The sequence below is a fragment of the Amphritea pacifica genome (genome assembly GCF_016924145.1).
Taxonomy (GTDB): domain Bacteria; phylum Pseudomonadota; class Gammaproteobacteria; order Pseudomonadales; family Balneatricaceae; genus Amphritea; species Amphritea pacifica.
Genome location: NZ_JAFFZO010000023.1, coordinates 56,346 through 83,099 on the forward strand (window position 1 = coordinate 56,346; position 26,754 = coordinate 83,099).

Below are 26,754 nucleotides of genomic sequence, written 5' to 3' on the forward strand. Positions count from 1 at the left end.
CACCCACCGTGCACTTAAAGAGTGAACTGACTACTGGCCGGTCTCCGGGCTGGTAACCTGATCAGTATCTTGCTGATCCGTCACTGACGCCTTCCCATTACAGTGGCATATGTCAGTTTCGCAGTTACTTACCGTTGCGGGGGCAGCGCTGGAATTGCTCTGTTTAGAAGCGCACCAGACTTCCCGATTAACCCTGGCTGTTGTGTCAGCGTCGGGCACCAGTAGAACGAGGCGCTACTCTATGTTGCGGTTGCGCCCGGGTCAAATGAAAATGTGTCAGGTGTTTATGAAGGCAGCTAATCTATTCCTCTAGTCAATCTCAGGTATATGTTTTTTGCTGAACTGCGGTGTGCGATCCATAGCATCGGCAACGATATTGCTGTCCGGCGTCAGGTCAGTCTTTGTGTCTTTGTTTTCATAGGGCAGGGCGTTCAGGACGATTTTCATGACATTCAACCGGGCGCGTTTCTTGTCATCCGACATGATGGTTGTCCAGGGGGCAAACTCTGTATGGGTATAGTGGTACATCGCCTCTTTGGCTTTGGTGTACTCCTTCCACCGTTCTACCGATGCCAGGTCCATGGGGCTCAGTTTCCAGTGTTTCAGCGGGTCTTCACGGCGTTCATCGAAGCGTCGTTGTTGCTCCCGCTGATTCACCGAGAACCAGAATTTGAACAGACGTACACCACTTTCGACCAGCATCTGTTCCAGCATCGGTGTGTGTTTCAGAAACAGCTTGTACTCCTCTTCTGAGCAGAACTCCATTACCCGTTCCACACCCGCACGGTTGTACCAGGAACGGTCAAACAGCACGATCTCACCGGCATTGGGCAGATGCTGCAGATAGCGTTGGAAGTACCACTGCCCCTGTTCGGTGCTGGAGGGCTTGTTCAGGGCAACGATACGGGCTCCCCGGGGGTTAAGGTGCTCGGTAAAACGCTGAATCGCGCCCCCTTTGCCTGCTGCGTCCCGTCCTTCAAAAATGATGATCACTTTCTGGCCGGTCTCTTTGATCCAGTTTTGCATTTTCAGCAACTCGATCTGCAGCTTCTGTTTCTCTTTTATATACTTTTTCTTAGAGAGCTTGGTATCGTAAGGGTAATCCTCTCCCAGACCTTGCGACAGACGGCGCTCTGATGGGTTCATCTCAGTATGTTTCTTTGTCATGTTCATATCCTTGATAACCGATAAATATTGATAAAGCGTCTCACGACACTGAAACAGCGCTGTTATTCCCCACTCAGCCCCCGGACAGCTTCGAGCACCAGGCGGTTAGCGGGTGTGGCTACGCCAGCCTGATCGGCAATCCGGCAGAGATAACCGGTGATGGTTTCAATCTCTGTTGGACGGTTGTGGCATACATCCTGTTGCATCGAGGAGTGGTTGTTGCCGGTCAGTTCTGCCACGTCCCAGGCTTCCTCCATCAGTTTGCGGTCAAACAGGGAGATCCCCAATGCGCTGGTGACCTCATCGACCTCTTTGCAGATCTGCGCCATCGCTGCCCGACGGTCGTCATACTTCAGCAACTCGCCATTGCGGCAGTTAAACAGCGCGGTAAGTGGATTGATAGCACAGTTAATCGCCAGTTTACGCCACAGTACCGTTTCAATGTCGGCTGCATAGCGCAGCTGATGATCAACCCCTTGCAGCTCCTGAAACAGGCAGTCATTGTCACTATCAGACAGTCTTCCGATATGGGTTTCGCCAATGCCCGCCCTGATCAGACTGAAGGGCTGATCAAAGTAAGCGCCATCCGTTGTGCTGCCTGCCCAGATCTCCAATTCAGGATGTTCATCTCTCAGCTGTTGCTGCGGCCCCATCCCGTTGTGCAACAGTAAAACCTTTGTACCGGCCGAAATGCGCTGTTTGACTGAGGCAAATGCGTCAGCTACCGCAAACGACTTCGTGGTAATCAGCAGGTAGTCGATAGGATCATCACAGTCAGCCAGTTGTGCCTGGGTATCAAACCACTGGATTGTGTCATCATGGGTGATCGAAAACCGGCCCGTTTCATTGTACTGAGAGAGCTTGTCCTGTGTACGTAAAATCAGTGTGACCTGATGGCCGGCAGTGCGTAACTTTGCTGCCCAGAGCAGGCCTATCGCGCCAGCGCCCAGAATATGCCAGTGCATATGTTCAGAGTCCTATGCCGAAATGGGGTATGTGTATCACCATCATAACGGTATGATAGGCAGGATAAAACATATTAGGCCGCGGGCGAGCGGCAGACCTGCTTTAAGGAGTATTCTCGATGCCATCTTTTGATATCGTTTCTGAACTGGATATGCATGAAGTGAGTAATGCGGTAGACCAGGCTAACCGGGAACTGGGGACCCGCTATGACTTTAACAAAGTTGATGCGAAATTTGAGCTTGCAGGTGATGTGATCACTCTGCAGGCGGAGGTCGACTTTCAGTTACAACAGATGATGGATATTCTGCGTACCAAGCTGGTGGGGCGCAAAGTGGATATTAAGAGCCTGGATGTTGGTGAGCCGCACACTGCCAATATGCGCGCCCGTCAGTTGGTGACCCTGAAACAGGGGCTGGATCAGCCGTTCAGCAAAAAGATTGTCAAAATGATTAAAGACAAAAAGCTTAAGGTTCAGGCCCAGGTACAGGGTGATCAGGTGCGGGTGACGGGTAAAAAGCGTGACGATCTGCAGGAAGTGATGGCGATGTTGCGCAGTGAAGATCTGGAACTGCCGCTGCAATACACTAATTTCAGAGACTGATTGTCCATTAATACGGCAGCATTCAGCTGCCGTTACTTTATGTAAGTTACTCTGATCTCACCCCAGGATTAGCACTAAGGATATTAAGTGGATGCGGTAAAAGCACCGACTCGTAAGCACTGGTCAGAAGCGGTATTAAACCAACGGACACTGATCTGTATCTTTACCGGATTCTCATCCGGTATGCCGTTGTATGTATTGTTTCAGCTGCTGCCTGCCTATCTTCGTGAAGAGGGGGTGGGTCTGAAAGAGATCGGTTTGTTTGCGCTGGTCACTTTCCCCTATACATGGAAGTTTATGTGGGCACCGCTGATGGACCGCTATGTGCCGCCATTTTTGGGGCGCAGACGTGGCTGGATGCTGATGATGCAGCTGGCTTTGCTGGGGTCCATTGCCAGTTTAGGACTGTTTGATCCGACCATGTCGATCATGACTATCGCCTATCTGGCCACGGCGGTCGCCCTGTTCAGCGCCAGTCAGGATATAGTTCTGGACGCCTATCGCCGGGAACTGCTGCCTGAAGATGAGCTGGGCTGGGGCAACTCGGTGCATGTGCAGGCGTACCGCATCTCCGGACTCGTGCCGGGTGCGCTGGGGCTGGTGCTGGCTGATATACTGCCCTGGAGCAGCGTGTTCATTATCATTGCCGGATTTATGTTACTGGGGGTGATCATGACGCTGGTGGTTAATGAACCGGTGACTGCGCCCCGGACCCCGCAAACACTCAAAGAAGCGGTGATCGAACCGTTCCACGAATTTATCACCCGTCTGGGCTGGACCGGGGCGTTGCAGATTCTCAGTTTTATGTTCCTCTATAAACTGGGTGACAACATGGCCACCGCACTGTCGACGCCCTTCTATATCGATATGGGCTTCAGTCTGACAGAGATCGGTGTTATCGCGAAAGCTTCGGCACTCTGGGCCTCTGTTGTGGGAGGGATTCTCGGTGGATTATGGATGATAAAACTGGGTATCAACCGGGCGCTGTGGTTATTTGGCGTAGTGCAGGTGGTGACCATTCTGGGGTTTGCGTTATTAGCTCAGTCAGGGCCTGACAAATTGGTACTGGCGGTGGTGATCAGTCTGGAATATCTGGGGGTTGGGCTCGGTACCGCTGCGTTTACCGCCTTTATTGCCCGCTCCACCAGTATCGCGTTTGCTGCGACTCAGTTTGCTCTGTTTACGGCGCTGGCGGCGTTGCCACGGACGTTCGTCAATGCATTTACAGGTTATGTCGTGGATGCCGTGGGCTGGCACCTGTTTTTCTATATCTGTGCCCTGCTGGCGATTCCCGGGATGTTGCTGTTGTTGAAAGTGGCTCCCTGGAACGGTGATCAGATGGCAGCAGAGCCTCAGAGCGATAACTAAACCGGAACAGGCTTGAAGGTGAGCTGCCAGTATGAAAGTTGGCTGTTTGCAGGTGCGTATCAGCAGCATCGTCTGGTAGAGAGGAAAAAAATGTTAGCCGGTTGCGCACCGGCCGAACTTCATTTTTACTACAGTGTAATAAAAATAACGGTTTTGAATTAAGCGATTGGGGTGATTGATGGATCAGTTTTTGAACGACTTGCCAAAGGCAGAGCTGCACCTGCACCTGGAGGGCTCACTGGAACCTGAACTGCTGTTCGCTCTGGCAGAGCGTAACGCTGTAGTGCTCCCGTATGCATCGGTTGAGCAACTGCGTGAAGCCTATGATTTTGGTAATCTGCAGGATTTTCTCGATCTCTACTATCAGGGGGCTGCAGTACTGCAGACCGAACAGGATTTCTATGACCTGACGTGGGCCTACATTGAACGCTGTAAGGCCGAAAATATCCTCCATATCGAGCCTTTTTTTGACCCCCAGACCCATACCGACCGGGGTATCCCTTTCGCAACGGTGATTAACGGTATCAGCCGGGCGCTGGATCAAGCCGAAACCGCGTATGGTATTAGCTCCGGTCTGATTATGTGTTTCCTGCGCCATCTCAGTGAAGCGGCCGCCTTCGAAACTCTGCGACAGGCCGAACCCTATCTGGATAAAATTATCGGTATCGGCCTGGACAGTTCAGAAAAGGGCCATCCTCCAGCTAAGTTTGAACGGGTTTTTGCCAAAGCTCGGGCAATGGGGCTGCTGGCCGTTGCCCATGCCGGTGAAGAGGGGCCTGCACAAAACGTGATCGACGCACTGGACATACTCAAGGTAGATCGGATCGATCACGGTGTACGGGCGATAGACAATCCAGAACTGATCCGGCGTCTGGCCCGGGAGGAGATTGCACTCACCGTATGCCCTCTGTCGAACACCCGGCTGAAAGTCTTTGATGATATGAGCCAGCACAACATCCTGCAGATGCTGGAGCAGGGCGTAAAAGTCACCGTAAACTCCGACGACCCGGCTTACTTCGGCGGCTACCTGACCGAAAACTTCATCGCGCTGGAAAAAGGGCTGGGCATGACACGTGAACAGGCAGTGGAACTGGCCCGCAACAGCTTTGAATACAGCTTTGCGGGAGCAGCGCGAAAAGCAAAACTCCTCGCGGAGTTAGACCGTCGCTGCGCGACTAGTTAGAACGCCGCTGCGCGAAAAATAGTTGCGAGACCGTCGCTGCGCAAAAAATAGTTGCGAGACCGTCGCTGCGCGACTAGCTAGACGTGGCTTCGCCACTTGCTCGTTGTTAGAAAAAGCGAAAAGCATTATGCGATATTGATTGGTTTTGGTTGGTAGTTCTCACAGACGACCTAGGATGTATTGTATATGGTAGATAGAAATTTATAGATTAATAGGAGAAGGTGTTTTGTCTACTATAAATATAGGGTATCTCCATCTGGATTCATGGTCAGAAACATATATCGGTGCCCGCTCGATAGTGTCTAAATTGCCAGATAATCCGGATCAAACAGATGTTATTCACGGGCCTCTATCGCAGATGGTTCTTATCGCTTCTCATCAGCTTGTTGAGATAATGCTGTTTAGCTGCATTCGGAATAACTTGGAGAGAAGTAATAAATGGAATGATGTTTCAGAGGAGTTTTTAAGAAAGTTAAACTTTAATGAGGCTTTCAACAGGTGGCCAAAGCGTCTTACAGAAAAAGCATTTCCGAAGCAAAAGCAGCCTTTTTCCGCGGCAAGGGAGCTGGCTTCCCGACGAAATGCTACAGTTCACAGCGAGTCAGCATTAACCACGCTTGAAATGGCTAGGTCTGCTTTACATACTGCGGTATCAGTATCTATAGCTATACAGGAGCACTTTGAAGGGCAGCCATTTACCTACGAATCTGTTCTCAAAAAATATCCTATTGAGGAACAGGTCTGGTTTTCATCTAGTATGTACCCGCCTAGTTAAAATTTTTACGGTGAGGGTTTGGGATATAAATGACTTCAATGCTGATTTTTCAGTGAAATATTAGAGCATTACTATGGATATAAGAATGGATAGCGAATTTAACTGGAAGAAATTCCAATTTATAACTGAAGTGAAAACGGCATTGATTAATAATGCTATAAATTTATCTTTAGACGATTCCGCAGCTGAAAACAGGCATGTTTTCTCTACTACGGGAACGCTGGGAAAGATGGATGATGCATTTTATGCTGCAGACAGAATACCTAATGATATGAGTGCTCATCAAGCTGCTTGTGAATTTATTGGTTTTATATGTGAAAATCTTCGTTCTGAAAGCATGGCCACACCTTCTTGGTTTACTCGAAGGTAGAAAAGATAAATTCTGCATTCAGATTTTAAAAACGAGTATGTGGCGAGCAGAGGTTAGTGATTTATGTATCGGGATAAACTTACTTCTAATCCAGAGAAGGCGTAGCTGATTATTTAGTGTCCAAGGTTGCTAGTTTGATTGGTGTTTTTCTCTTACTATGAACAACCTTTTAAAAGCCTCCCTATAGTCATGAAGAAGGCTCTCCTAGCCACGAGCAAGCGGCGAAGCCGCGTCTAGCTAGTCGCGCAGCGACGGTCTAGCCACTGCTCTTATTCAAGCGACGGTCTAGCCACTGATCTTAGAATTCATCAAGAATTCTAAGATTTCCCCCCTATCCCGAATCAGGTGGCGGGCTTCCGGCTGGTAGACCACCCGGACATCTGCGACATTGCTTTCGAGTCTGTTCCGGGTGGCTTTGGAGTCCAGCAGTACATCTTTGCCGGCGACGATTGCCAGCATCGGAGCACGGATGTTTTGCAGCGCTTTATCGCTGAAGATTGGCAGTTTATCCATTCGGGGCTTAACGTGCCGGGTGATCAGTGCGAAGAACTCCCTGAATTTCAGAACAGTAGGGGAGGGGTTTTTCTCTTCAGGGCCGAAGATCATTTCGCGCACTTTGCCTTTGCCCCATTTGCCAAACAACATCAGCGGCAGTGCTTTGAATAGAAATTTTCGTTGTGGCCCGACACCGCCCGGCACCAGCAGGGCGAGTTTTGTGATTCTTTCGGGCCGTCGGCTGGCATAGTCGAGTGCCAGCCAGCCACCCAGTGATTCTCCCACCACTGCAGCGTGAGTAAGGCCGGTCTCCTGCATCACATCATCCAGCCACAGGGTATAAGCATCACTGTCCATAGGCAGGCGAATCTGTGCACTCAGCCCCGGTTCACCGATCATATCGATGGCATAGATTCTGAAATGTTTTGACCACTCTTCGACATCGAAAAACCAGGCGGTGGCGTTTGCCATGGCACCATGCATCAGCAGGAGTGGTGGTAGTGCTTTATCACCACAGGTCAGCAGATGGGTTTCACCGAAGCGGGTGGTCAGTTTTAGCTGCTGACAGGCCACCGGCCAGTGATCGATGAACGTTTGATAGTATTCCTGAACGGCCTGTTCACCTTCAGCTGATTTGTATATCGTCATTGCAGATCCATGGTCGTTTGCCGGTGCCGGTTTGTTCTTCAGCTTACAGGGTTCTTAAAATGTCGCAATGCCGGTCAGCGTGTTACTGGTTGCAATGAATTGTGGGTCTGAAAAACAGAAAAGCCGGCGTATCAGCCGGCTTTAATCTCAACGCAGGGGATAGATCAGATCCGCAGTGCGCCGTCGACTTCGATGCAGCGACCATTGACATAGTCGTTTTCCATGATGAAAGCGACTGTGTTGGCGATCTCCTGAGGTTTACCCAGGCGCTTGGCAGGGATGCCGGAAGCGATTTTTTCCAACGCTTCAGGCTTCATGCTCATTACCATCTCAGTACCGATGTAACCCGGCGCGATAGACGCAGCGCGGATACCGTAGCGCGCCAGTTCTTTTGCCCAGGTCACCGCCATCGCTTCTACGCCTGCTTTAGTTGCGGTGTAGTTGGTCTGCCCCATGTTGCCATGACGAGAGATCGAGGAGATGTTGATGATACAGCCCTGATTGCCCAGTTCGATCATCTTGATCGCCGCTTCACGGCCACAGAGGAATGTACCGGTCAGGTTGACGTCGATGACCAGGTTCCAGTTGTCCAGGCTCATCTTGCTGACAACTTCACCATCTTTTACTTTAATGAACAGGCCGTCACGGGTGATACCGGCGTTGTTTACCAGACCGTGCAGCGCACCAAAATCGGCTGCAACATCGTTAAACAGTTTAACGACAGAATCTTCATCAGATACGTTAGCGATGTAGCCACGGGCTTCAACGCCGAATTCCATGCACAGGCCAACGGTTTCATCCAGACCTTCCTGATCCAGGTCAGCCAGCGCCAGTTTTGCGCCTTTTTCAGCCAGTTCCAGTGCCATAGCGCGACCCAGACCACGACCACCACCGGTAATAACGATTACTTTATCTTTAAGTTCCATCAGTTTTACTACCTTATCTTCTATATTTTATTTTTTTCTTATTATGCTTTTTTTGTGCGTTGCAAAATGCTTAGCGTTAGAACTTATAACGCTTCTGCACAAAAGTCTACTGCCTGAAAGGGGTATTGTTAAAAATTCATAATAAACAATGGCTTATATTGTCAATATTGTGTCCTTTTTTGCGTAAGTGTATGATTTTTAAGTGGTAATTTGTGCGGATTTTTTGAGGTGGCGATATAGTATTTTAGTCGTAATGCTGCGAATGCGTGTGGGATTGCAGGGGTTGAAAAAAACAAATTCGTCCCTAACTATATTGAATGTTCAGCATTTTTTTAACCAGGCTCCCTGTACGGCAAAAAAGCAGAGAGTGAAATTTTTTTGAGCTGTACGGACGTAGTCGTCTGATGCAGGATGGGAGCTTTATGCGCTTTCTTCTACTGTTGTTTATTATTATCCCGGTGATTGAGATTACCGTACTGATCAATGTCGGTCAGGCGATTGGTGCCTGGTACACCGTCGGTCTGGTGCTTTTATCCGCCTTTATCGGGGTGAATATGCTGCGCTATCAGGGGTTATCTACACTGGCCCGGGCTCAGCAACGGATGAACGCGGGACAGATACCCGGCAATGAGATGGTGGAAGGGATTGTGCTGGCGGTTGGAGGCGCACTGCTGCTCACGCCAGGGTTTGTGACCGATGTGATTGGTTTTCTCTGTTTGATCCCCTATACCCGTAAGGCGCTTGCGCGACAGGTTATGAGTCGTTTTACGGTGGTGGCGATGTCTCATCGGCAAAATGGTGTTGCCCCGGAAGATGTCATCAACCATGGTCAGCACTCACACCGTTCTCAGGATACAGACCGCAATGGCGATATTATCGATGGCGATTTTCGCCGCGAAGATTAAAAAATATTTTTGCCGGGGTGTTGAAATGCTTTTTGCTGCCCCCATTTAGTGAGTCATCCAAGGATTTGTAGCCGCTTTCAGTGGCTGCACTTTATAAAACAAAACTACTTTTTTTGATCAACGGATCAGGAGAGAGATTCAATGAAAATTCGTCCACTTCACGACCGTGTGGTTGTTCGCCGTAAAGAAGAAGAAGCAACTACTGCCAGTGGTATCGTGCTGCCAGGTTCTGCTGCTGAAAAGCCTAACCAGGGTGAAGTTCTCGCTGTAGGTACTGGTCGTATTACCAGTAACGGTGAAGTTCAGGCACTGGCTGTTAAGGTTGGTGACACTGTACTGTTTGGTCAGTATGCCGGTTCTAACACCGTTAAAGTTGATGGTGAAGAGCTGCTGATCATGAATGAAAGCGATATTTACGGTGTGCTGGAAAGCTGAGTAAGACTCTCTGGTAAGAATTTCTGATTGAATTTTTTTAGACACAGGATTTTTAAAAATGGCTAAAGAAGTATTGTTTGGTAATGATGCCCGCGTACGTATGCTGGCGGGTGTAAATATTCTGGCTGATGCAGTTAAGACAACGCTGGGACCAAAAGGTCGTAACGTTGTGCTGGACAAAGCATTCGGCGCGCCTACCGTAACAAAAGACGGTGTATCGGTTGCGAAAGAGATCGAACTGAAAGACAAGTTTGAAAACATGGGCGCACAGATGGTTAAGGAAGTTGCTTCCCAGGCCAATGATGTTGCTGGTGACGGTACAACTACAGCGACTGTTCTGGCTCAGGCTATTGTTAACGAAGGTCTGAAGTCTGTTGCTGCTGGTATGAACCCGATGGATCTCAAGCGCGGTATTGATAAAGCGGCTGCTGCAGTTGTTGAACAACTGCAAGCGATGGCTGTTCCTTGTGCCGACGGTAAAGCGATTGCTCAGGTGGGTACGATCTCTGCTAACTCTGACTCCCAGGTGGGTGACATCATTGCTGAAGCGATGAACAAAGTGGGCAAAGAGGGCGTTATCACTGTTGAGGAAGGTTCTGGTCTGGAAAATGAACTGGACGTCGTTGAGGGGATGCAGTTTGACCGTGGTTACCTCTCTCCTTACTTCATCAACAACCAGGAAAGCATGAGCGTTGAGCTTGAAAATCCGTACATGCTGATTGTTGATAAGAAAGTATCCAGCATTCGTGATCTGCTGCCGATTCTGGAGCAGGTTGCTAAAACTTCCCGTCCACTGCTGATTATCGCAGAGGATGTTGAAGGCGAAGCACTGGCCACTCTGGTCGTGAACAACATGCGTGGTATCGTTAAGGTTGCTGCGGTTAAAGCACCAGGTTTCGGTGATCGTCGTAAGGCGATGCTGGAAGATATCGCTATTCTGACTGGCGGTACTGTGATCTCTGAAGAGGTTGGTCTGAATCTTGAGACGGCGGTTCTGGAACAGCTGGGTCAGGCTAAGCGTGTTGCTATTACTAAAGAGAATACTACCGTTGTTGACGGTATCGGTGAGCACACCGCGATTGAATCCCGCGTCTCCCAGATTCGCGCACAGATCGAAGAAACCTCTTCTGATTACGACCGTGAAAAGCTGCAGGAGCGTGTTGCTAAGCTGGCAGGCGGTGTTGCGGTTATCAAGGTGGGTGCTGCCACTGAAGTGGAAATGAAAGAGAAGAAAGCCCGTGTTGAAGACGCGCTGCACGCAACCCGTGCTGCGGTTGAAGAGGGTGTTGTACCTGGCGGCGGTGTTGCCCTGATCCGTGCGATGGATAAAGTGGGTGCGCTGCAAGGTGACAACCATGACCAGACCGTCGGTATCGAGCTGGCATTCCGTGCCCTTGAAGCGCCTCTGCGTCAGATCGTTGGTAACGCTGGTGATGAAGGTTCTGTGATTGTTGCTAACATCCGTGAGAAGGGTGAAGGTAACTACGGTTATAACGCTGCGACTGGTGAGTACGGCGATATGATCGAGATGGGTATTCTTGATCCGGCTAAAGTGACCCGTTCCGCACTGCAGGCAGCGGCCTCTGTTGCTGGTCTGATGATTACTACCGAAGCGATGATTGCTGACCTGCCATCTGAAGGCGGTTCTGGCATGCCTGATATGGGCGGCATGGGTGGTATGGGCGGTATGGGCGGCATGATGTGATCATCTGCTCCTAAACGACGCTACTGCGAAAAGCCCCGTGTTCTGCACGGGGCTTTTCTTTTGGCCAAAAAACTGTCAGATGGTGTAATATCGGCAGTGCTGAACTGAATTATCTATCTGACAGAGAGACATCAATGCGCGATCAGGATAAAGATCTGGAGCTGCCTAGCTTTGGTCCGGCGGAGCGGGAGCCAGCTATCAAAGTTCCCGGGGAAAAGCCGCAGACTGAACCACCTCAGAAAGCAGGTGTGAAGGGGAATCATCCAGATACGGGGCAGAAGGTCAGTTCCGGTGGTGGTGCGCTCAGTTATCTGATTATCCTGTTATTGGCGGTGGCTGTGGCAGGCCTGGCGTACTGGAACTTCATGCAGCATCAGCAGCTGCAGGTTTTAGAGAACGAACGCAAGGTTGTTGATGAGAAGATTATTGAACTGCAGAAACTGTTTCTGGTGGCCGGAGACAGCGCAGCTCAGACGGGAGAGTCTTTGCAGAATCAGGTGAAGAAGCAGGCTGAGATCAATCAGCAAAAGTTCGCCAGTCTGGAGGCCGACTCCGGTAAGTTTGACACGGCCATTGCCCGGCTTGATGCTGAGATTACTAAATTGAACTCCGAGAACGGTAAGCTTTGGGTGGTTGCTCATCAGCGTAATACGCCTAAGATTGCCGAGCTGGAAAAACTGTTAAATGAGGCTTCAGCTCAACTGGATAAACAATCGAAAGCCCTTGAGGGGATGACCGGGGAGCTGACCAGACTGGATAAACAGTTAGCCGCATCTGAGGCAAAAGGTAACGAAAATACTAAGCAGGTGGCCGCTATCAGGCAGAGTGCTGCGGCACTGAGCACCCAGTTTCAGGCATTGAGTGAATCGATCGATCTGCAACAGGCTGATCAGAAGAAGAAAATGGCGTTACTGGCAGAGCAGGTGATATCCCTTAAGGAGAGCCAGGGGCAGGGGGCCGGACTTGAACGTCGCGTTAAGGTGAATGAACAGGCCGTCAAAGCGATTGATGGTTCCCGCTTAGTGGTGAATAACGAGTTGTTACAGATCCGTCAGAAGCTGAACAATCTGCAGTTGAAAGTTGAACAGTTGCAGTCACGATAATGCTTAGTGCAAAAGGATGAATCGATGATAACGGTTTATGGCGGTGTTTATTCCCGCGCCAATATGGTGATGTGTGTGCTTGAAACCCTGGGAATTGCTTATCAGAACATCCCGATGGCCCCTCGCAGTGAACCTACCCGCACGGCTGAATATCTGGCACTGAATCCGACCGGAAAGCTGCCAACGCTGGTGGATGGTGAGCTGGTGCTCTGGGAGAGTCAGGCGATTCTGTTTTATCTGGCACGCAAATATGGCGATGGTTTGTTGTGGGTGGATACCCTTGAGCAGGAAGCTGATCTGTATCGCTGGAGTCTGTTTATCAGTAATCAGATCGAAGTGCCTGCGTTGGATATGCTGTTGGCGGTTAAATATGCCGATGGTGAGCCCGATGCGGCGTTTATCGATGCTCAACGCCAGGTCATTTCGCGTTTTTTACCCGTGCTCGAGTCTCATCTGCAGGATAAAGACTATCTGGTGGCTGGTAAGCTGACAGTGGCTGATTTTCATGGTGCGACGGTTATCTCCTGGCCTGAAGTGGCTGGTTTTGACTATGCGGACTATCCCGCTGTGAAACGCTGGGTTTCGCGGATTCAGGCCTTACCGGTGCAGGAAACCGTGCGCCAGCGTGGCTGAGGGTGAAATTGTCGATTTTTTATACAGGTTAGTGATTGCGATCCAGCCCGGGGACGGGCAGAATAGTCAGTCTTTTTTGATGAGGTAGATAACGCTTTAATGGATATTCGTGCGTTCTTTGCGCTGGCCCTGCCGGGTTCTGTGGCCCGCTGGCTGGCAGATTACGCTGATACCCTGTGTCAGTTTGACAAGCAGATAGAAGTAAACTGGGTTGATGCTGAATCCTATCATCTGACGCTGTGCTTTCTGGGCGAGATCTCCCTGGAACAGATCGATCAGCTGGAAGATATAGCACGTAATAAGCTGGCTGAAGTCCGCTCATTTCAGGTGCGTATCAATACTGCAGAGTATTACCCGGTGAGTCGTCAACTGGCGGTTATTGCGGCGATGAGTCAGGAAGATGAAGAGCTGAGTGCGCTTAACCGGTCGATGATGGAGATCGCTCTGGAAGCGGGTATCGAGTTTAAAGAGGAAGATTTTAAACCTCATATTACGCTGGGACGGTTGCCTGCCCGAAATCAGTTTGAACCGCCCGAAGAGTGGCCCACACTGGACCTTTTCAGCCTGGCAGACTCAGTGATTCTGTTTCAGAGCAAACCGGGTGAGCGCGGATCTATCTACACGCCGCTGTTTACCATTCCCTTGCAGGATATGGCCTGAGCCAGCTGCAGAACCTAACTTTTCAATGTTGTGAAAAATGTTTAAACCAGAACTCCTTTCGCCAGCGGGAACGCTGCGCAATATGAAATACGCCTTCGCCTATGGTGCCGATGCGGTCTATGCCGGTCAGCCTCGTTATAGTCTGCGGGTGCGTAACAACGATTTTAATCTGGATAACCTGCATGAGGGGATTAATATCGCCCATGCGCAGGGTAAAAAACTGTATGTGGCGAGTAATATCATGCCTCACAACAGTAAACTGAAGACCTATATTGATGACCTGCGTCCGGTGATCGAGATGGGGCCGGATGCGCTGATTATGTCAGATCCCGGGCTGATTCTGATGGTGAAGGAACAGTGGCCCGATGTGCCGATTCATCTGTCGGTACAGAGCAACACCATGAACTGGGCCAGTGTGAAGTTCTGGCATCAGGCGGGTATTGAACGGATTATTATGTCCCGTGAACTGTCGCTGGATGAGATCGGTGAGATCCGTGAGAAGTGCCCGGAGATAGAGCTGGAAGTGTTTGTTCACGGTTCACTCTGTATTGCTTACTCAGGGCGCTGCCTGTTGTCGGGATATATCAATCACCGTGATCCCAATCAGGGTACCTGCACTAACTCCTGCCGCTGGAAGTACGATGCTCATGAGGCGACTCAGAGTGATAATGGTGATCTGATTCCGGTACAAAATTTTGACCCGAATGAGGAGTCTGTTCAGCCAGCGCTGGGAGAGGGCGAACCAACCAGCAGGATGTATCTGTTGCAGGAAGAGACCCGTCCCGGTGAATATATGCCCGCCTTTGAGGATGAGCATGGCACCTACATCATGAACTCAAAGGACCTGCGGGCGATTCAGCATGTCCACCGACTGACTGAGATGGGAATCCACTCACTCAAGATCGAAGGCCGGACCAAGTCTCACTACTATGTTGCACGCACCGCGCAGGCCTACCGTAAGGCGATCGATGATGCGGTGGCCGGACGTCCGTTTGATATGGGGCTGATGGATACGCTGGAAAATCTGGCCAACCGTGGCTACACCGAAGGTTTCTATCGCCGCCATGTACATGACGAGTATCAGAACTATGAAACCGGTAACTCTGTCGGTGTACACCAGCAGTTTGTCGGCGAGGTGATCGGCCGTGATGCACAAAAGGGAACGCTGGATATCGAAGTGAAAAACCGCTTTATGGTGGGCGATACCCTGGAGCTGATGACGCCGTCTGGCAACCGCAAGTTTAAACTGGAGCATCTGGAGAACCTGCAGGGTGAAGCCAGAGATTGTGCTCCGGGCTCGGGCCATAAGGTGCGTTTGCCGCTGGATACCGATGCTGACCTGGAATATGCTCTGCTGATGCGGGATCTGCCCAATGCACCGGCATTTGAAAGCGGTAACTAATTGATAATATGTATAAAAAAGGTATCCTGAGATACCTTTTTTTATGCCATGGCTGGCGCCTTAGCCAGTTTTTACAGATGAGTGTAGTTGGATCTGATGCAGCAGGATAAATATTCCCTTGGCCGGGCATTGCGCCCTTTCTCCTTTTCGGTGGCGCTGATCACCTGTCTGGTGGGGATTGTCAGTGCGTTGCAACAGCCAGGCTTCAGTTATTCTGCGGCTGTGCTGATTATTCTGGCGGCGTTACTGTTGCAGGCCGGCGTTAACCTGATCAATGACCATGCTGATCTGCAGCGTCTCAGCAGTACACTTGCCCGGGGGCGGGTGGTGCGTAATTTCAGGCTTGGACTGGTCTGTTTTCTGCTGGCGGCGGTGATCGGTATCTACCTGATCAGCTATGCTGGTCTGGGGTTGCTGCTATTGCTGTTGGTTGGGCTTGCCGGAGCGCTGGGATATACCGTGGAACCGGTCAACTTCAAGCGCCGGGGGCTGGCGGTGATACTGGTGTTCTGGCTAATGGGCGTACTGATGGTGTGCGGCAGTTACTATATTCTCGCAGGTGAGGTGAACTGGCCACTGTTCTGGCGTTCGATCCCGGTCAGCCTGATAAGCTCACTGTTGTTACTGGCGAATGAGATTCGTGATGTCGACAGTGACCGTGCGGCGGGTATAAACACCCTGACGGTGCGTATTGGTATTACCCGGGCCCGGAAACTCTACCTGTTACTGTTGCTGTCAGTTGTGCTGGTAACCTCCCTGTTGTGGATCACCGGCGTGATAGACGGTATCTGGTGGCTGGCCAGTGTGCCGCTGATCTGGTTGCTTTATAAACAGCAACAGGAGGCGCAGGGCAGAGCGTCATTGCCGCCGGCCAGTGGCCGTTTCTTCATGCTGTTTGGTCTGCTTTACTGCCTTAGCCTGTAATCCGTTTGGTGTGGCCCTGCCGGGTGGCTTACAGCGTGCCAGAACAGAACTTTAGACTAAGGCCGGACAACGATTGACGATTAATTTAGTGTATAATTCTGCGGCAGCTTTGCAGAATAACCCATTCAGAAGCGTATACCGCCGTTGCCAGATGAGCGTGTAACCGCTTCGGCAACACTTTACTGAGCACGTTAAGGGTTACGCAGATAGCCCTCAACCTATGACATAAGCCTGACATTGCGGAGTCAATAATGAGCGTAATTCGCCAAGACGATTTGATCAGCAGCATTGCAGATTCGCTGCAGTTTATCTCCTATTACCATCCGATCGATTTTATTCAGGGGGTGCATGAAGCCTATCTGAAGGAACAGAACCCAGCGGCGAAAGACGCCATGGCTCAGATTCTGATCAACTCCCGTATGTGTGCCGAAGGCAAACGCCCAATCTGTCAGGATACCGGCATTGTCACCGTATTTGTCAAAGTCGGTATGAACGTGACCTGGGACGCCAGGATGAGCGTTACCGATATGATCAACGAAGGCGTCCGCCGTGCTTACACCCATCCGGACAATGTGCTGCGTGCATCCATCCTGGCTGACCCTGCAGGTAAGCGTCAGAATACCAAAGACAACACCCCGGCAGTGATCCACTACGAACTCGTAGAGGGCGATGAGGTTGAAGTTCATGTGGCGGCCAAGGGGGGCGGTTCTGAAAACAAATCGAAGATGGTGATGCTCAACCCATCTGACAGCATTGTTGACTGGGTTGTGAAAACCGTACCAACAATGGGCGCTGGCTGGTGTCCACCAGGTATGCTGGGTATCGGTATTGGTGGTACCGCTGAAAAAGCGGCAGTGATGGCGAAAGAGTCGCTGATGGACCCGATCGATATTCATGAGCTGCGTGAGCGTGGCCCGCAGAACCGTGTTGAAGAGCTGCGTCTGGAAATTATGGATGCTGTAAACTCACTGGGTATTGGTGCCCAGGGGCTGGGTGGTCTGACCACCGTGCTGGACGTAAAGATTATGGATTATCCAACTCACGCAGCGTCCTTGCCGGTGTGTATGATCCCTAACTGTGCGGCCACCCGTCACACTCACTTCAAACTGAATGGCAATGGTCCGGCAGTGCTGACGCCGCCAAGTCTGGATCAGTGGCCAGAGGTGACTTTCGAAGTGGGTGCCAGCACCCGCCGGGTGGATCTGAATACCGTCACGCCGGAAGATGTGCTGAGCTGGAAGCCCGGTGAAACAGTATTGCTGAACGGCAAGATGCTGACCGGTCGTGATGCGGCGCATAAGAAGATGGTTGAGATGCTCAATAACGGCGAAGATCTGCCGGTAGATCTGAAGGGCCGCTTTATCTACTACGTCGGTCCGGTTGATCCGGTGCGGGAAGAGGTTGTGGGGCCTGCGGGACCGACTACGGCGACCCGGATGGATAAGTTCACCCGTCAGATTATTGAAAGCACCGGTCTGCTGGGTATGATCGGTAAGTCTGAACGGGGCCCGATTGCGATCGATGCTATCCGCGATAACAAAGCGGTTTACCTGATGGCTGTGGGTGGCGCTGCCTATCTGGTATCCAAGGCGATTACCAATGCTGAAGTACTGGCATTCCCAGAACTGGGGATGGAGGCGATCTACGAGTTTGAAGTGAAAGACATGCCGGTAACGGTGGCCGTAGATAGCAGTGGTATCTCAGTGCATAACACGGGGCCCGCGAAGTGGAAGCAGATTATCGCTGAACAGGTTTAGGCACTGGTCACAGACCTGGGATAGCGAATTTAAACGCGGCTTCGGCCGCGTTTTTTGTTATGTGCGCCAGGCATGGCGCGTAGCGCCTTGACGGGCGCTGTTCCGATACGCGTGGTGGCGGTCGGATAACTTAGTGGTGAAAGTCCACTATCGGCCCGGTAAGGGGAACGATTAGCCGGACGTTTTGTCGTTATGCGGATGACGGCAATATCTATGTCAGAAGCGAAGCGGCTGGACAGCGGGTTCTCGACTCTATCACTCGATATCTGGAGAAGACTCTGAAGCTCAGAGTTAATCGAGATAAGAGCGGTTTGGGCAGGCCGTGGCTCAGGAAGTTCTTGGGTTATACGGTGTGTAGTCGCAAGTACAATGTCCGGCTGAAGATCTCTCCGGGCGCGATCGAGCGTTTTAAGGGTGATCTGAAGGGTGTGTTTCGGCGAGGCCGGGGACAATCGATCTATCGGGTGGTTGCCAGGCTCAATCCGAAGTTACGCGGCTGGATGAGCTACTTCCGCTACATCGGTGCGAAGGGTGTCTTGGAAGAGTTGGATGGCTGGCTACGGCGCCACCTTCGTAAGATACTCTGGCGCCAGTGGAAGCGGACGGCTACCCGCGCGAGGATGTTGATACGACTCGGCCTCTCGGAGGCTCGCGCTTGGGTGAGTGCGAGCAATGGACGTGGTGCGTGGTGGAATGCGGGTGCATCCCACATGAATCATGCCTTGCCGAAGAAGCGCTTCGACCGAATCGGTCTGGTGTCGTTGGTCGACTATAATCATCGGCTTAACTATTTATCATGAACCGCCGTGGTACGGAACCGTATGCCCGGTGGTGTGGGAGAGCGGTGAGAGCAATCTCACCTCCTACCCGATCCAGGCCATTGATTTAGGTCATCAGTCGATACAAAAGGGTACTCAAGTAGTAAATTCCCCAGACGCTTCAGTCAGTATACTTTTCAGACCCGTATAAATTACGATGAGAGTACCTGATCATGAAGAAAGTAATGCTTAAGTTGCTATCAGCAGCCGCGATGGTTGGCATGGTAGCTACTTCTGCGCAGGCCGATGAAGCAGCCATGGCTGCTGCCGGTGCAGAAGTGTTTAAACGGTGCCAGGCATGTCACTCTACTGACAGCAGCAAAAATGCCTTTGGTCCGAGTCTTATCGGTGTTGTTGGCAGAGAGGCTGCTTCACTGCCACGCTTTGCCTATTCTGAAGCGCTGAAACAATCTGGCATCACCTGGACCGAGGATAATCTGCGTAAGTGGGTTTCTGATAATACTAAACTGGTTCCGGGCACCCGGATGCGTCACGTTTCGATCACTGATCCTGCCGAACAGGATTATCTGATCGCTTATCTGAAAACGTTATAAGTCTGACTCAGCGGGATAACGTCCCGCTGATTCTTTTCTTTACTGCCGCTTGGACCCATCCCTGCGCTGCTATCAGGCGCACTGGGTAATCTTGCTGAGCCGGCTTTTAATCGCCATATAGCGGGGCATCGGTCCGACATCTTCGTAGACAGGATCTCCCTCTTCCACACGAATAACTTTGGTGCCCGCCCGGTAGGGCATCTTCTCTTCAATTTCAAGCAGCGCTGCATGCAACAGGTCGGCCACCAGTTGTTCTTCAGAGCAATGAAACAGCTCAGCTAACGCTTCAACTTTAAACTTATCCTCTTCGTTTATGGCAAAGTTACAGTCAACCAGTTTCGATTTTTCGGTCGATTGATCCTCAAGCTTCTTAATAAGCTGAGCCACATGGTTGTTCGGCATGGTCTATTTCCCCTTTTGGTACTGTCCTATTAAAGATAGTTGACAGAAATAGGCGGGTAAACGGTGAATTCAAAAAAATCAACATTCAACCCTGTGTAGGTTTTCATTACTATATAGCGATTTTATGACTGTAAGCTGAATCGGCGGGTTGAAGAGAGGGGAATATGGCAGAGATTAGGGTTGTAGTGGGGTCTACTTATGGGAATGCCAGTCTGATCGCAGACGACTGCACCGAGCAGCTGAATCAGCTGGGACACCGGGCAACATTATTGAATGAACCGACCTACCAGCAGGTGACCGAAAACCCGGATGTGATACTGATCTGCACAGCAACCATTGGCCAGGGGGAGATACCTGCTAATCTTCAGCCCCTCTATGATCAGCTGCGACAACGTCAGCCGGATTTCTCTGCCGTACGTTTTGGTCTGATTGCCCTGGGAGACAGTTCCTATGAGTCGTTTGCTGAAGGGGGGAAACAGATGAATGAACTGATGCATGATCTGGGGGCCAGTCCTGTCGGACAGGCACTGTTTATTGATAGCTGTGAAACGCCGGACGCCGATGAGGTCGCTGCCGAATGGATTGAACGCTGGTCGGAAAAGCTCTGAAGGGAGGGGGCTGCAATCAATCTGGCCAGGACGTCTGCGGATTCCCCTCAGATTAATTACTGGAGCAAAAGGAGATCTCGACGAAAAAATCACCTGAATCGGTCGAGAATGGCACCACAATAATCGGGCCTTTAGAGGAGTGGTTGATATGATGAGACTCACCGCTGACAACCACCGGGGTCGCCATATTCAGGTCATACCCTTTCTGAGACAGTTGTGCCACTGCACCGCCAGCAGACATATTGGTCAACTCGCCCACCATATCGGTGACGGTTTCATCGATCGTCGTCAGGGTTTCTCCCAGCATCCGCTCGGTAATATCCAGAATCACAGACTGAGTAAAAGAGACCGCAAAAGAGCCTTTTGCATGGGGCCCGGCTAACCCCATAATCCCGGTTACATGCCCCTCTGCGCTGGTAGACTGTTTAAGATAGGCTTTTCCCGCTGTGCACTCTATATTGGCCATGGTCGAGAGAACATTTACCATGGATTTTAAAAACGGGTTGACGTATGCAAACTTCATAACTCTTACCACCCTTTAAAAACAAGCTTATCGCCGAACTGATTGCTGAACCCTGTTGTTCATGACTGGAATACGGGTGTTCATACAAAAAATGGATCTGTTAGACCTAAAATCTAACAAATACAAAACGCTGAGTCTGTTATATATATGCCAAAATGGGAAGGTGTGAAAAGCAGACCGCTGCTTCGCCGCTAGCTAGTGGTTAGAACGTCGCTACGCGATTCGCTGGAAAAAGCATAAAACTATTCGTCGAGTTTCTTTCATATTGGCCAGGGGGCAGTCACCCCAGCTATCCACTTCTACCGTCCCTGTCTCCTGAATATGTTTGTCTTATCCTGCTGAGGAAATGCGCTTCTTAAACCGTTTCCGGGGCGTATCTACAGCTTGGTTTTACGCTGATGAAAAAGGTTTGTGTTGCGTTGCGCTTATTTTGTAATAATTAAAGCGTCTTATATTTCAACCGGATAGAGCTTATCGGTGCTGTTTATGCTGCGATGCAGCATAAAAGGCGTGACTTTGTTCGCGTGGTTGTATATAAATTATACAGTCTGTTTGTTTGTACCAAGCTAATAGAGCAGGCGATATCGGTCAATCAAAATTTTACCAAAGATAATAATCGAATATTTTTTTGGATATTCGGGTTCAGTTTTAAGCAGAGTCGTCTTCTTAATTTTATGTTGCGCAATAATACAGCGCCGGAGGTAAACGATGAGCATACCTACCCGTATGGACTTAACTGAACTATTTGAAAGAACACAATCGCTGGCTGACAGCTACTATGAAATCCTGTCATCCTGCGATAGTGTTGATGAGATCGCGTCTCTCAACAGCTGGTATTTGAATGCCATCCATGGGCTTTGGATACTCACCCCAGTGACTGAGCAAGCGGCATAACACCCGGAACTTCTGTGATGTTGCTGCCTGGCTTTAAGGTTTATCGTGTTTTATAGGGCAAGGATTGCTTCATGGCAGCTACTGATTGAGTTTTATTCTCCAGTCCCCTCTGTCAATCTAAAGCAGACTCACCACCGAGTACACGAAGAACACAGAGTAAATCTGATGAGTTGCTCTTCTCCGTGTCCTCTGTGGTGAAAGCTTTGCCTATGCTTTTGAGTCTTAGGGGATTGGGAGCAGTTGACCATAAGCGAGCCTTCGTGATCCACTACGGAGCTAAATAAGCATCACTTAAGGATCGACAGCCTTTGGGAAATAATAAGCATCCTGCCTCAATTGCTGCACTGTGGATGGTTGGCACCCTGGTGTCATTTATGACCATGGCTATCGGCGGGCGTGAGCTATCAGACGAACTCAGCACCTTCCAGATCCTCTTTTTTCGTAGTCTGATCGGTTTGCTGGTGATCTCCATTCTGTTGCAGCGCAGCGGCTGGCAGCAGGTTAGTACTCCCGCGATCCCGATCCATTTTGTCAGGAATCTGGCCCATTACTGTGGCCAGTTTGGCTGGTTTTACGGGCTTGCTTTCATACCCCTTGCCGAGGTCTTTGCAATTGAGTTCACCGTGCCAGTGTGGACCGCCCTGCTGGCGGTGTTCTTTTTAGGCGAGAGATTAACCGTCCCCCGGATGATCGCTATTGGGCTGGGTATTGTGGGTATGCTGATCATTTTACGTCCAGGTTTGGAGGTGATGAAGCCCGCAGCCCTTGCCGTGCTGGGTGGCGCGATCTGTTATGCGATCTCCCATATAAAGACCAAAAAGCTAGCTCATATCGATACGCCGCTGTGCATCCTGTTTTACATGACAGTTATCCAACTGCCGTTGGGGCTGATCCCCTCTTTGTATGACTGGCGGACGCCATCCGTTAGCGCCTGGCCCTGGATTCTGATGGTCGGATTAACCGCGATGAGTGCACATTACTGCTTAACCCGGGCGATGAAGCTGATTGATGCCACGGTGGTAGTATCGATGGATTTTCTGAGGTTGCCGCTGATCGCCGCAGTGGGCTTTCTGTTTTACGGAGAGCCGCTGGAGTGGGCGGTTTTAATCGGCGCGTTAGTGATGCTAACCGGCAACTATATCAGCAACCGGGCGGAAAAAAGGAAATTGAATTAGCGTTTATTTGTTGCTTATCTCGAAAAAGTGGGACTTGTGGCTTTATGCTGGTGCTGTTGGGTTGTGGTGTTTGTGGGAGTGACGACCCCGTCACGATTGGATTACTCCCCAACTTCTTATTGAAAAGGTTTACCACGGCACTGATCAGCCCATTGTAGGAGCCCTTTTTAAGGGCGAAAAAGTCACCAAAGTACTCAAAGGGCATGCTAAGAACACGTCCTCTGGGGTTGCCGGTGCTGGAAGATAAACTCGTCCAGCAATCAGTGTCACAGATATTACAAAGTATCTGGGGAGCTGATTTTCTGCCATGCAGTTACGGTTACTGACCCAATAAAAGTGCCCATCAGGCACTTGAAGGCATACGTAATGGACTGCAGCGAGGTAACTATGGCTATGTAGTTGAGGCCGATATATAGGGCTTCTTCAACAGCATGGATCATGGATGGCTGGTGCGGATGCTGGAGCAACGTGTAGACGATAAAGCACTGATCACCCTGATCAAACAATGGTTAAAGGCCCAGGTGGTAGAGCCGGATGGAAGTCGGCACAAATCGGACAAAGGTTCGCCGCAAGGAGGGATAATCTCTCCGGTACTGGCGAACATCTATCTCCACTATGTGCTGGATTTATGGTTTGAGAAGGTGATACGCAAGAAACTGAGCGGCAATGCGATGCTGGTTCGGTACGCAGATGACTTTATCGTCGCCTTTCAGTACAAAGACGATGCACGTCAGTTTTATCATCGCCTGCCAGAGAGACTGAAGAAATTTGGTCTGGCACTGGCGAGCGATAAAACAGGGTTACTCCGTTTCAGTCGTTTTGAACCGGGGCGACAACGGAGCATCGTGTTTCTGGGCTTTGAGGTTTATTGGGGTATAAGCTATCGGGGAAAGGTGGCAGTGCATCGGAAAACAGCACGAGAGAAGCAAAGAGCAAGCATCAAGGAAATGGTACGATGGATTAAGTACAATCGATCGAGACCAATCCAGGAATTGCTATCGGTGGTGAAACGTAAGCTGAAAGGCTTTGAGAACTACTTTGGGACACCGGGAAACAGTAAAAGCCTATCCCGTCTGTATTATCAAACGGTCAGGGCACTGTATAAATGGTTAAACCGACGTAGTCAGCGCCGAAGCTACAACTGGAGTGAGTTCGCACAGCTGTTAAGATGGTTTAATGTACGCGCACTAACCGTGAGGAAAGTGGAGTACAGTTAGGGCTCGGATTTACGCGGGCGAATATATAACTGAAGAGCCGGATGCGGTAGTTCCGCACGTCCGGATCTGTGTGGGGGCGGTGCAGGTAACTGGCCGTCCTACCATGACGGCAATAAATGAGAAAAGTCGAATGAATGAAGTTAAGGATTTAATATATCTCGATATGGATAAAGTGAGTTCGCTTTATAGTCAGATTACCGGTGGTATAATTCAACAATTTGAAACATCGACTTCATCCAATCAGACGAGTAAGAACCTAAGAAATTATGACCTCAAGCTTCTTAAGCATGAGGCCGGTGGTGTCGGTACTGAGTCAGAATCACTAAAGGAAACGCGAGTCAGTCACCACGAACTGTATAATGAATTAGAAAAAAAGCTTTTTGAGCTTGGATATGCGGCAGAAATAGGTATTGACGTAAGTAAGGAAGAAATAACTTCGGGTGAAGCTATCGCCACGTTTGAAAATACACTTTGTATTAAAGCATCAGGACGTGCTGTCCTCGAAGATTACGAACGTATATCTCGAATATCTGCAAACTATAAAGATATTGCTGCACTGATTAATCGAAGCATTGAGTCTTCGATAAGAGACTCTGATGAGTGTAAGGAACTACTAGAAAAGATTGAATTTCAGAAAGACGAAATTCGAGCGATGAAGAACGGACAGCAAAAAACAAAGAGGAAGAAGGAGCTAGATGATCTAGAAGCTAACGTTGAGCTATTTATCAAAGCGAAATCGATTGGTGAGGTTGAAGATTGGATTATCGAAGGGATGCAAAACTGGATAAGAGTATTTCTCCCTGGCGTGTTCAATTTCCGTTTATACCCTTTTGACGATGTACCTGAATTTCACATTCTGTCGAACCTAAAGCGAGAATCCTTTTTGGAGAGTAGTACTGAATCGGTACATTTCCTTTACGGCTCAAAGCCCTCAGTGAAACTCGATATTCTTGGCGTAATTACGGCTATTCCTAGGGAGGGAGGAGAACAGTTTGATCCTATGATCGAGTTTGATGAAGAAGAATTGAACGACGAAGGCAAAGAATCTGAATCCATCGAGAGAGCATTCCGAGGTGTCTTCCGCGGATTTGACGGCTTTGAAGAAATGATTCGAACATGTAGGTATCCTAGAATTATGATTCATCCAATTGCAATCTATCGATCGATCAAGCCTAACAGAGCATTGCAGCGGACAAGCCGCTGAATGCGGTGTTAGAGCGCCAAGCGAAGCTTGGTGCGTCTTGCGAGGTGGAAGTCCTTGCCCGGCAAAGTCTGACCAGTAGCCGGTATCGAGTGTTGCGCCGGAGGCTGAGCGGGGGGATCGTGAACTCTTTCCTATCGCCCATAGATGGTCGATGACCCTGCGAACAAATCAGGTGAAGCGTACACAGAGAACTGTATAGGCCATAGGGAAGACCCTGTGCAAAATTCAACCTGACCCTTTTTCCCACTAAAAAAACCTCCGCTCTGGCTTTTACCTCGGTGCCCTCTGTGTTCTCTGTGGTGCATACGCTCTTTCATTTAATAGCCTTACCCAGACTACTCCACAAACACCCCTTTAATTTTCTCCTGATCAACAAATCGTCCATAGTTATTCACGCTAGCTCTGACTTTTTACACAAGATTATCGGATTCAGCAGAAAGATCGGGGTCACCCATTAGCACATCTATAGCAAGCGTTTAGGCACAGTTGAACCGGTGTTCGGTAATCTGGAAAGCAACAAAGGCCTGAAGCGATTTACGCTCAGAGGCAAAGAGAAGGTCAGCGCACAATGGTTAATGTACTGCATGGTGCATAATATTGAGAAAATCGCGACGCAGGGTGAGATCAGTCATTAAGTGTTAGGATATGAGCTAAACAACGCTCATATCAGGTTAAAAGAACAGCAACAGAGTGTTTGAACTGAAGGGTGAAAGCTCAATCTCTCCAGTCAAAAAATGCTAAAACAAACAGAGGAAGGCTGCGGTAGATGGGTATTATTATGTCAAATTGTCTAATCCGACAGTCTCGTTAGGTTCGAAAATATGGAAAGACCAAATCTAAACTCGAAATATGATAGAACCATGCCAAAAGAATATTTTGGTGAGTTTGAAGCACTATATCTAAGGCATATTTACGAACGCGTTTGCACCGGATGCCCTGAAGCCATAAATGTTGCAGCAAATTATATGTGCTCCTGCTCTCGTGGTTTCGGCCACAATAGGTTTAGGTCAAAAATAGCTCGTCGTTTTAAACATGTCGCACTTACAAGAAATCAAGAGCAGAGAATTGTTGAAACTATTTTGTTTCGGCTATCAAACGGTGATATCGACGAACAGTTTATTGAACAGCTAAAGTTATGTGTTTGGTTAAATCGAGAAGTAACAACAAAAAGGGCAAAAGAGCTACTTTCTTCAGAAAAGTCATATATAAGGCGTTGAGGCTGTCGGATAAGTCCCTCAGCCCTTGGCCTGCGGGACCAACTCCCGGTACAATCGACTAAAACAACTTTACCGCTGATGGTGCAAGGGATGGCGCGCTACAAACATTACGATTACAA

Annotated in this window: 29 protein-coding genes and 1 riboswitch; of the genes, 23 read left to right on the forward strand and 6 right to left on the reverse strand. The window is 49.8% G+C overall.

The genetic code is table 11. The features are described 5' to 3' along the window. Nucleotides 1-18 precede the first annotated feature (18 nt). Nucleotides 19-238: riboswitch (cobalamin riboswitch) on the reverse strand. A gap of 71 nt (nt 239-309) precedes the next feature. Further along, a complete protein-coding gene (gene ppk2, locus JW499_RS14135; protein WP_205211215.1) occupies nt 310-1,167 on the reverse strand; it encodes a polyphosphate kinase 2 in 858 nt (285 codons plus the stop codon). Between the two features lie 62 nt (nt 1,168-1,229). Further along, nucleotides 1,230-2,132 (reverse strand): ketopantoate reductase family protein, encoded by a 903-nt coding sequence (locus JW499_RS14140; RefSeq protein ID WP_205211216.1) that lies wholly within the window; start codon nt 2,130-2,132, stop codon nt 1,230-1,232. Nucleotides 2,133-2,251: 119 nt separating this feature from the next. Between JW499_RS14140 and JW499_RS14145 the strand changes: the two genes are divergently transcribed. The 5 genes from JW499_RS14145 to JW499_RS14165 all read left to right on the forward strand — a co-directional run bounded on the left by JW499_RS14145 (nt 2,252) and on the right by JW499_RS14165 (nt 6,430). Continuing rightward, the gene (locus JW499_RS14145; protein ID WP_091357615.1) at nt 2,252-2,734 is read left to right on the forward strand and encodes a YajQ family cyclic di-GMP-binding protein; all 483 of its coding nucleotides are present in this window, start codon (nt 2,252-2,254) and stop codon (nt 2,732-2,734) included. Between the two features lie 87 nt (nt 2,735-2,821). Then, nucleotides 2,822-4,102: an AmpG family muropeptide MFS transporter gene (locus JW499_RS14150; RefSeq protein WP_332874433.1), complete on the forward strand. Its 1,281-nt coding sequence runs from the start codon at nt 2,822-2,824 to the stop codon at nt 4,100-4,102. A 178-nt stretch (nt 4,103-4,280) separates the two neighbouring features. Next, on the forward strand, nt 4,281-5,285 hold the full coding sequence (locus tag JW499_RS14155) for an adenosine deaminase (protein WP_205211217.1): 1,005 nt from the start codon (nt 4,281-4,283) through the stop codon (nt 5,283-5,285). A gap of 226 nt (nt 5,286-5,511) precedes the next feature. After that, entirely contained in the window at nt 5,512-6,060 is a 549-nt protein-coding gene (locus JW499_RS14160) for a hypothetical protein (protein WP_205211218.1), read from the forward strand. 85 nt (nt 6,061-6,145) lie between these two features. Further along, nucleotides 6,146-6,430: a hypothetical protein gene (locus tag JW499_RS14165; protein ID WP_205211219.1), complete on the forward strand. Its 285-nt coding sequence runs from the start codon at nt 6,146-6,148 to the stop codon at nt 6,428-6,430. A 285-nt stretch (nt 6,431-6,715) separates the two neighbouring features. Here the strand turns inward: JW499_RS14165 and JW499_RS14170 are convergent, their stop codons facing one another. Both JW499_RS14170 and JW499_RS14175 read right to left on the reverse strand, forming a co-directional pair. Next, nucleotides 6,716-7,573, reverse strand: a complete 858-nt coding sequence (locus JW499_RS14170; RefSeq protein WP_205211220.1) for an alpha/beta fold hydrolase — start codon at nt 7,571-7,573, stop codon at nt 6,716-6,718. Between the two features lie 164 nt (nt 7,574-7,737). Continuing rightward, nucleotides 7,738-8,499, reverse strand: coding sequence for an SDR family oxidoreductase (locus JW499_RS14175; protein WP_205211221.1), 762 nt, complete (start codon nt 8,497-8,499; stop codon nt 7,738-7,740). Between the two features lie 422 nt (nt 8,500-8,921). On the opposite strand from JW499_RS14175, the gene JW499_RS14180 reads away from it, so the two are divergent. From JW499_RS14180 to JW499_RS14230, 11 genes are all read left to right on the forward strand, one after another. Continuing rightward, nucleotides 8,922-9,404 carry an FxsA family protein gene (locus JW499_RS14180; RefSeq protein ID WP_205211222.1) on the forward strand — a complete coding sequence of 161 codons (483 nt, stop codon included), beginning with the start codon at nt 8,922-8,924 and terminating at the stop codon, nt 9,402-9,404. Between the two features lie 141 nt (nt 9,405-9,545). After that, a complete protein-coding gene (locus JW499_RS14185) occupies nt 9,546-9,839 on the forward strand; it encodes a co-chaperone GroES (protein ID WP_205211223.1) in 294 nt (97 codons plus the stop codon). Between the two features lie 58 nt (nt 9,840-9,897). Then, nucleotides 9,898-11,544 carry a chaperonin GroEL gene (gene groL / locus JW499_RS14190; RefSeq protein WP_205211224.1) on the forward strand — a complete coding sequence of 549 codons (1,647 nt, stop codon included), beginning with the start codon at nt 9,898-9,900 and terminating at the stop codon, nt 11,542-11,544. A 134-nt stretch (nt 11,545-11,678) separates the two neighbouring features. Beyond that, nucleotides 11,679-12,647, forward strand: coding sequence for a coiled-coil domain-containing protein (locus tag JW499_RS14195; protein ID WP_205211225.1), 969 nt, complete (start codon nt 11,679-11,681; stop codon nt 12,645-12,647). A gap of 24 nt (nt 12,648-12,671) precedes the next feature. Continuing rightward, nucleotides 12,672-13,280: a glutathione S-transferase family protein gene (locus tag JW499_RS14200; RefSeq protein ID WP_205211226.1), complete on the forward strand. Its 609-nt coding sequence runs from the start codon at nt 12,672-12,674 to the stop codon at nt 13,278-13,280. A 99-nt stretch (nt 13,281-13,379) separates the two neighbouring features. Next, nucleotides 13,380-13,940: an RNA 2',3'-cyclic phosphodiesterase gene (gene thpR / locus JW499_RS14205; RefSeq protein ID WP_205211227.1), complete on the forward strand. Its 561-nt coding sequence runs from the start codon at nt 13,380-13,382 to the stop codon at nt 13,938-13,940. Nucleotides 13,941-13,977: 37 nt separating this feature from the next. Continuing rightward, nucleotides 13,978-15,342, forward strand: coding sequence for a prephenate-dependent tRNA uridine(34) hydroxylase TrhP (gene trhP / locus JW499_RS14210; protein WP_205211228.1), 1,365 nt, complete (start codon nt 13,978-13,980; stop codon nt 15,340-15,342). Nucleotides 15,343-15,438: 96 nt separating this feature from the next. Then, nucleotides 15,439-16,266 carry a prenyltransferase gene (locus tag JW499_RS14215; protein ID WP_205214468.1) on the forward strand — a complete coding sequence of 276 codons (828 nt, stop codon included), beginning with the start codon at nt 15,439-15,441 and terminating at the stop codon, nt 16,264-16,266. A gap of 251 nt (nt 16,267-16,517) precedes the next feature. Beyond that, the gene (locus JW499_RS14220) at nt 16,518-18,023 is read left to right on the forward strand and encodes a fumarate hydratase (RefSeq protein WP_205211230.1); all 1,506 of its coding nucleotides are present in this window, start codon (nt 16,518-16,520) and stop codon (nt 18,021-18,023) included. 338 nt (nt 18,024-18,361) lie between these two features. Beyond that, entirely contained in the window at nt 18,362-18,823 is a 462-nt protein-coding gene (locus tag JW499_RS14225; RefSeq protein WP_232846419.1) for a group II intron maturase-specific domain-containing protein, read from the forward strand. A gap of 191 nt (nt 18,824-19,014) precedes the next feature. Continuing rightward, entirely contained in the window at nt 19,015-19,395 is a 381-nt protein-coding gene (locus tag JW499_RS14230; protein WP_175483507.1) for a c-type cytochrome, read from the forward strand. Nucleotides 19,396-19,467: 72 nt separating this feature from the next. Here JW499_RS14230 and JW499_RS14235 read toward each other — a convergent pair whose 3' ends face one another. Then, complete coding sequence (locus JW499_RS14235; protein ID WP_205211231.1) at nt 19,468-19,797, reverse strand: hypothetical protein; 330 nt, start codon at nt 19,795-19,797, stop codon at nt 19,468-19,470. Nucleotides 19,798-19,961: 164 nt separating this feature from the next. Here JW499_RS14235 and JW499_RS14240 point away from each other — a divergent pair, with 164 nt between their 5' ends. Beyond that, nucleotides 19,962-20,405: a flavodoxin domain-containing protein gene (locus tag JW499_RS14240; RefSeq protein ID WP_205211232.1), complete on the forward strand. Its 444-nt coding sequence runs from the start codon at nt 19,962-19,964 to the stop codon at nt 20,403-20,405. Nucleotides 20,406-20,457: 52 nt separating this feature from the next. Here the strand turns inward: JW499_RS14240 and JW499_RS14245 are convergent, their stop codons facing one another. After that, nucleotides 20,458-20,928, reverse strand: coding sequence for a chemotaxis protein CheX (locus tag JW499_RS14245; protein WP_091357568.1), 471 nt, complete (start codon nt 20,926-20,928; stop codon nt 20,458-20,460). 708 nt (nt 20,929-21,636) lie between these two features. Between JW499_RS14245 and JW499_RS14250 the strand changes: the two genes are divergently transcribed. The 6 genes from JW499_RS14250 to JW499_RS14275 all read left to right on the forward strand — a co-directional run bounded on the left by JW499_RS14250 (nt 21,637) and on the right by JW499_RS14275 (nt 26,635). Further along, entirely contained in the window at nt 21,637-21,822 is a 186-nt protein-coding gene (locus JW499_RS14250; RefSeq protein ID WP_205211233.1) for a hypothetical protein, read from the forward strand. A 308-nt stretch (nt 21,823-22,130) separates the two neighbouring features. Next, a complete protein-coding gene (locus tag JW499_RS14255) occupies nt 22,131-22,997 on the forward strand; it encodes a DMT family transporter (RefSeq protein ID WP_232846420.1) in 867 nt (288 codons plus the stop codon). Between the two features lie 431 nt (nt 22,998-23,428). Next, a complete protein-coding gene (locus JW499_RS14260; protein WP_205211234.1) occupies nt 23,429-24,214 on the forward strand; it encodes a reverse transcriptase domain-containing protein in 786 nt (261 codons plus the stop codon). Between the two features lie 130 nt (nt 24,215-24,344). Further along, the gene (locus tag JW499_RS14265; protein ID WP_205211235.1) at nt 24,345-25,418 is read left to right on the forward strand and encodes a DUF6414 family protein; all 1,074 of its coding nucleotides are present in this window, start codon (nt 24,345-24,347) and stop codon (nt 25,416-25,418) included. Nucleotides 25,419-25,879: 461 nt separating this feature from the next. Continuing rightward, nucleotides 25,880-26,053, forward strand: coding sequence for a transposase (locus JW499_RS22480; RefSeq protein WP_205211246.1), 174 nt, complete (start codon nt 25,880-25,882; stop codon nt 26,051-26,053). Nucleotides 26,054-26,239: 186 nt separating this feature from the next. Next, the gene (locus JW499_RS14275; protein WP_205211236.1) at nt 26,240-26,635 is read left to right on the forward strand and encodes a hypothetical protein; all 396 of its coding nucleotides are present in this window, start codon (nt 26,240-26,242) and stop codon (nt 26,633-26,635) included. The last annotated feature ends 119 nt before the right edge of the window (nt 26,636-26,754 follow it).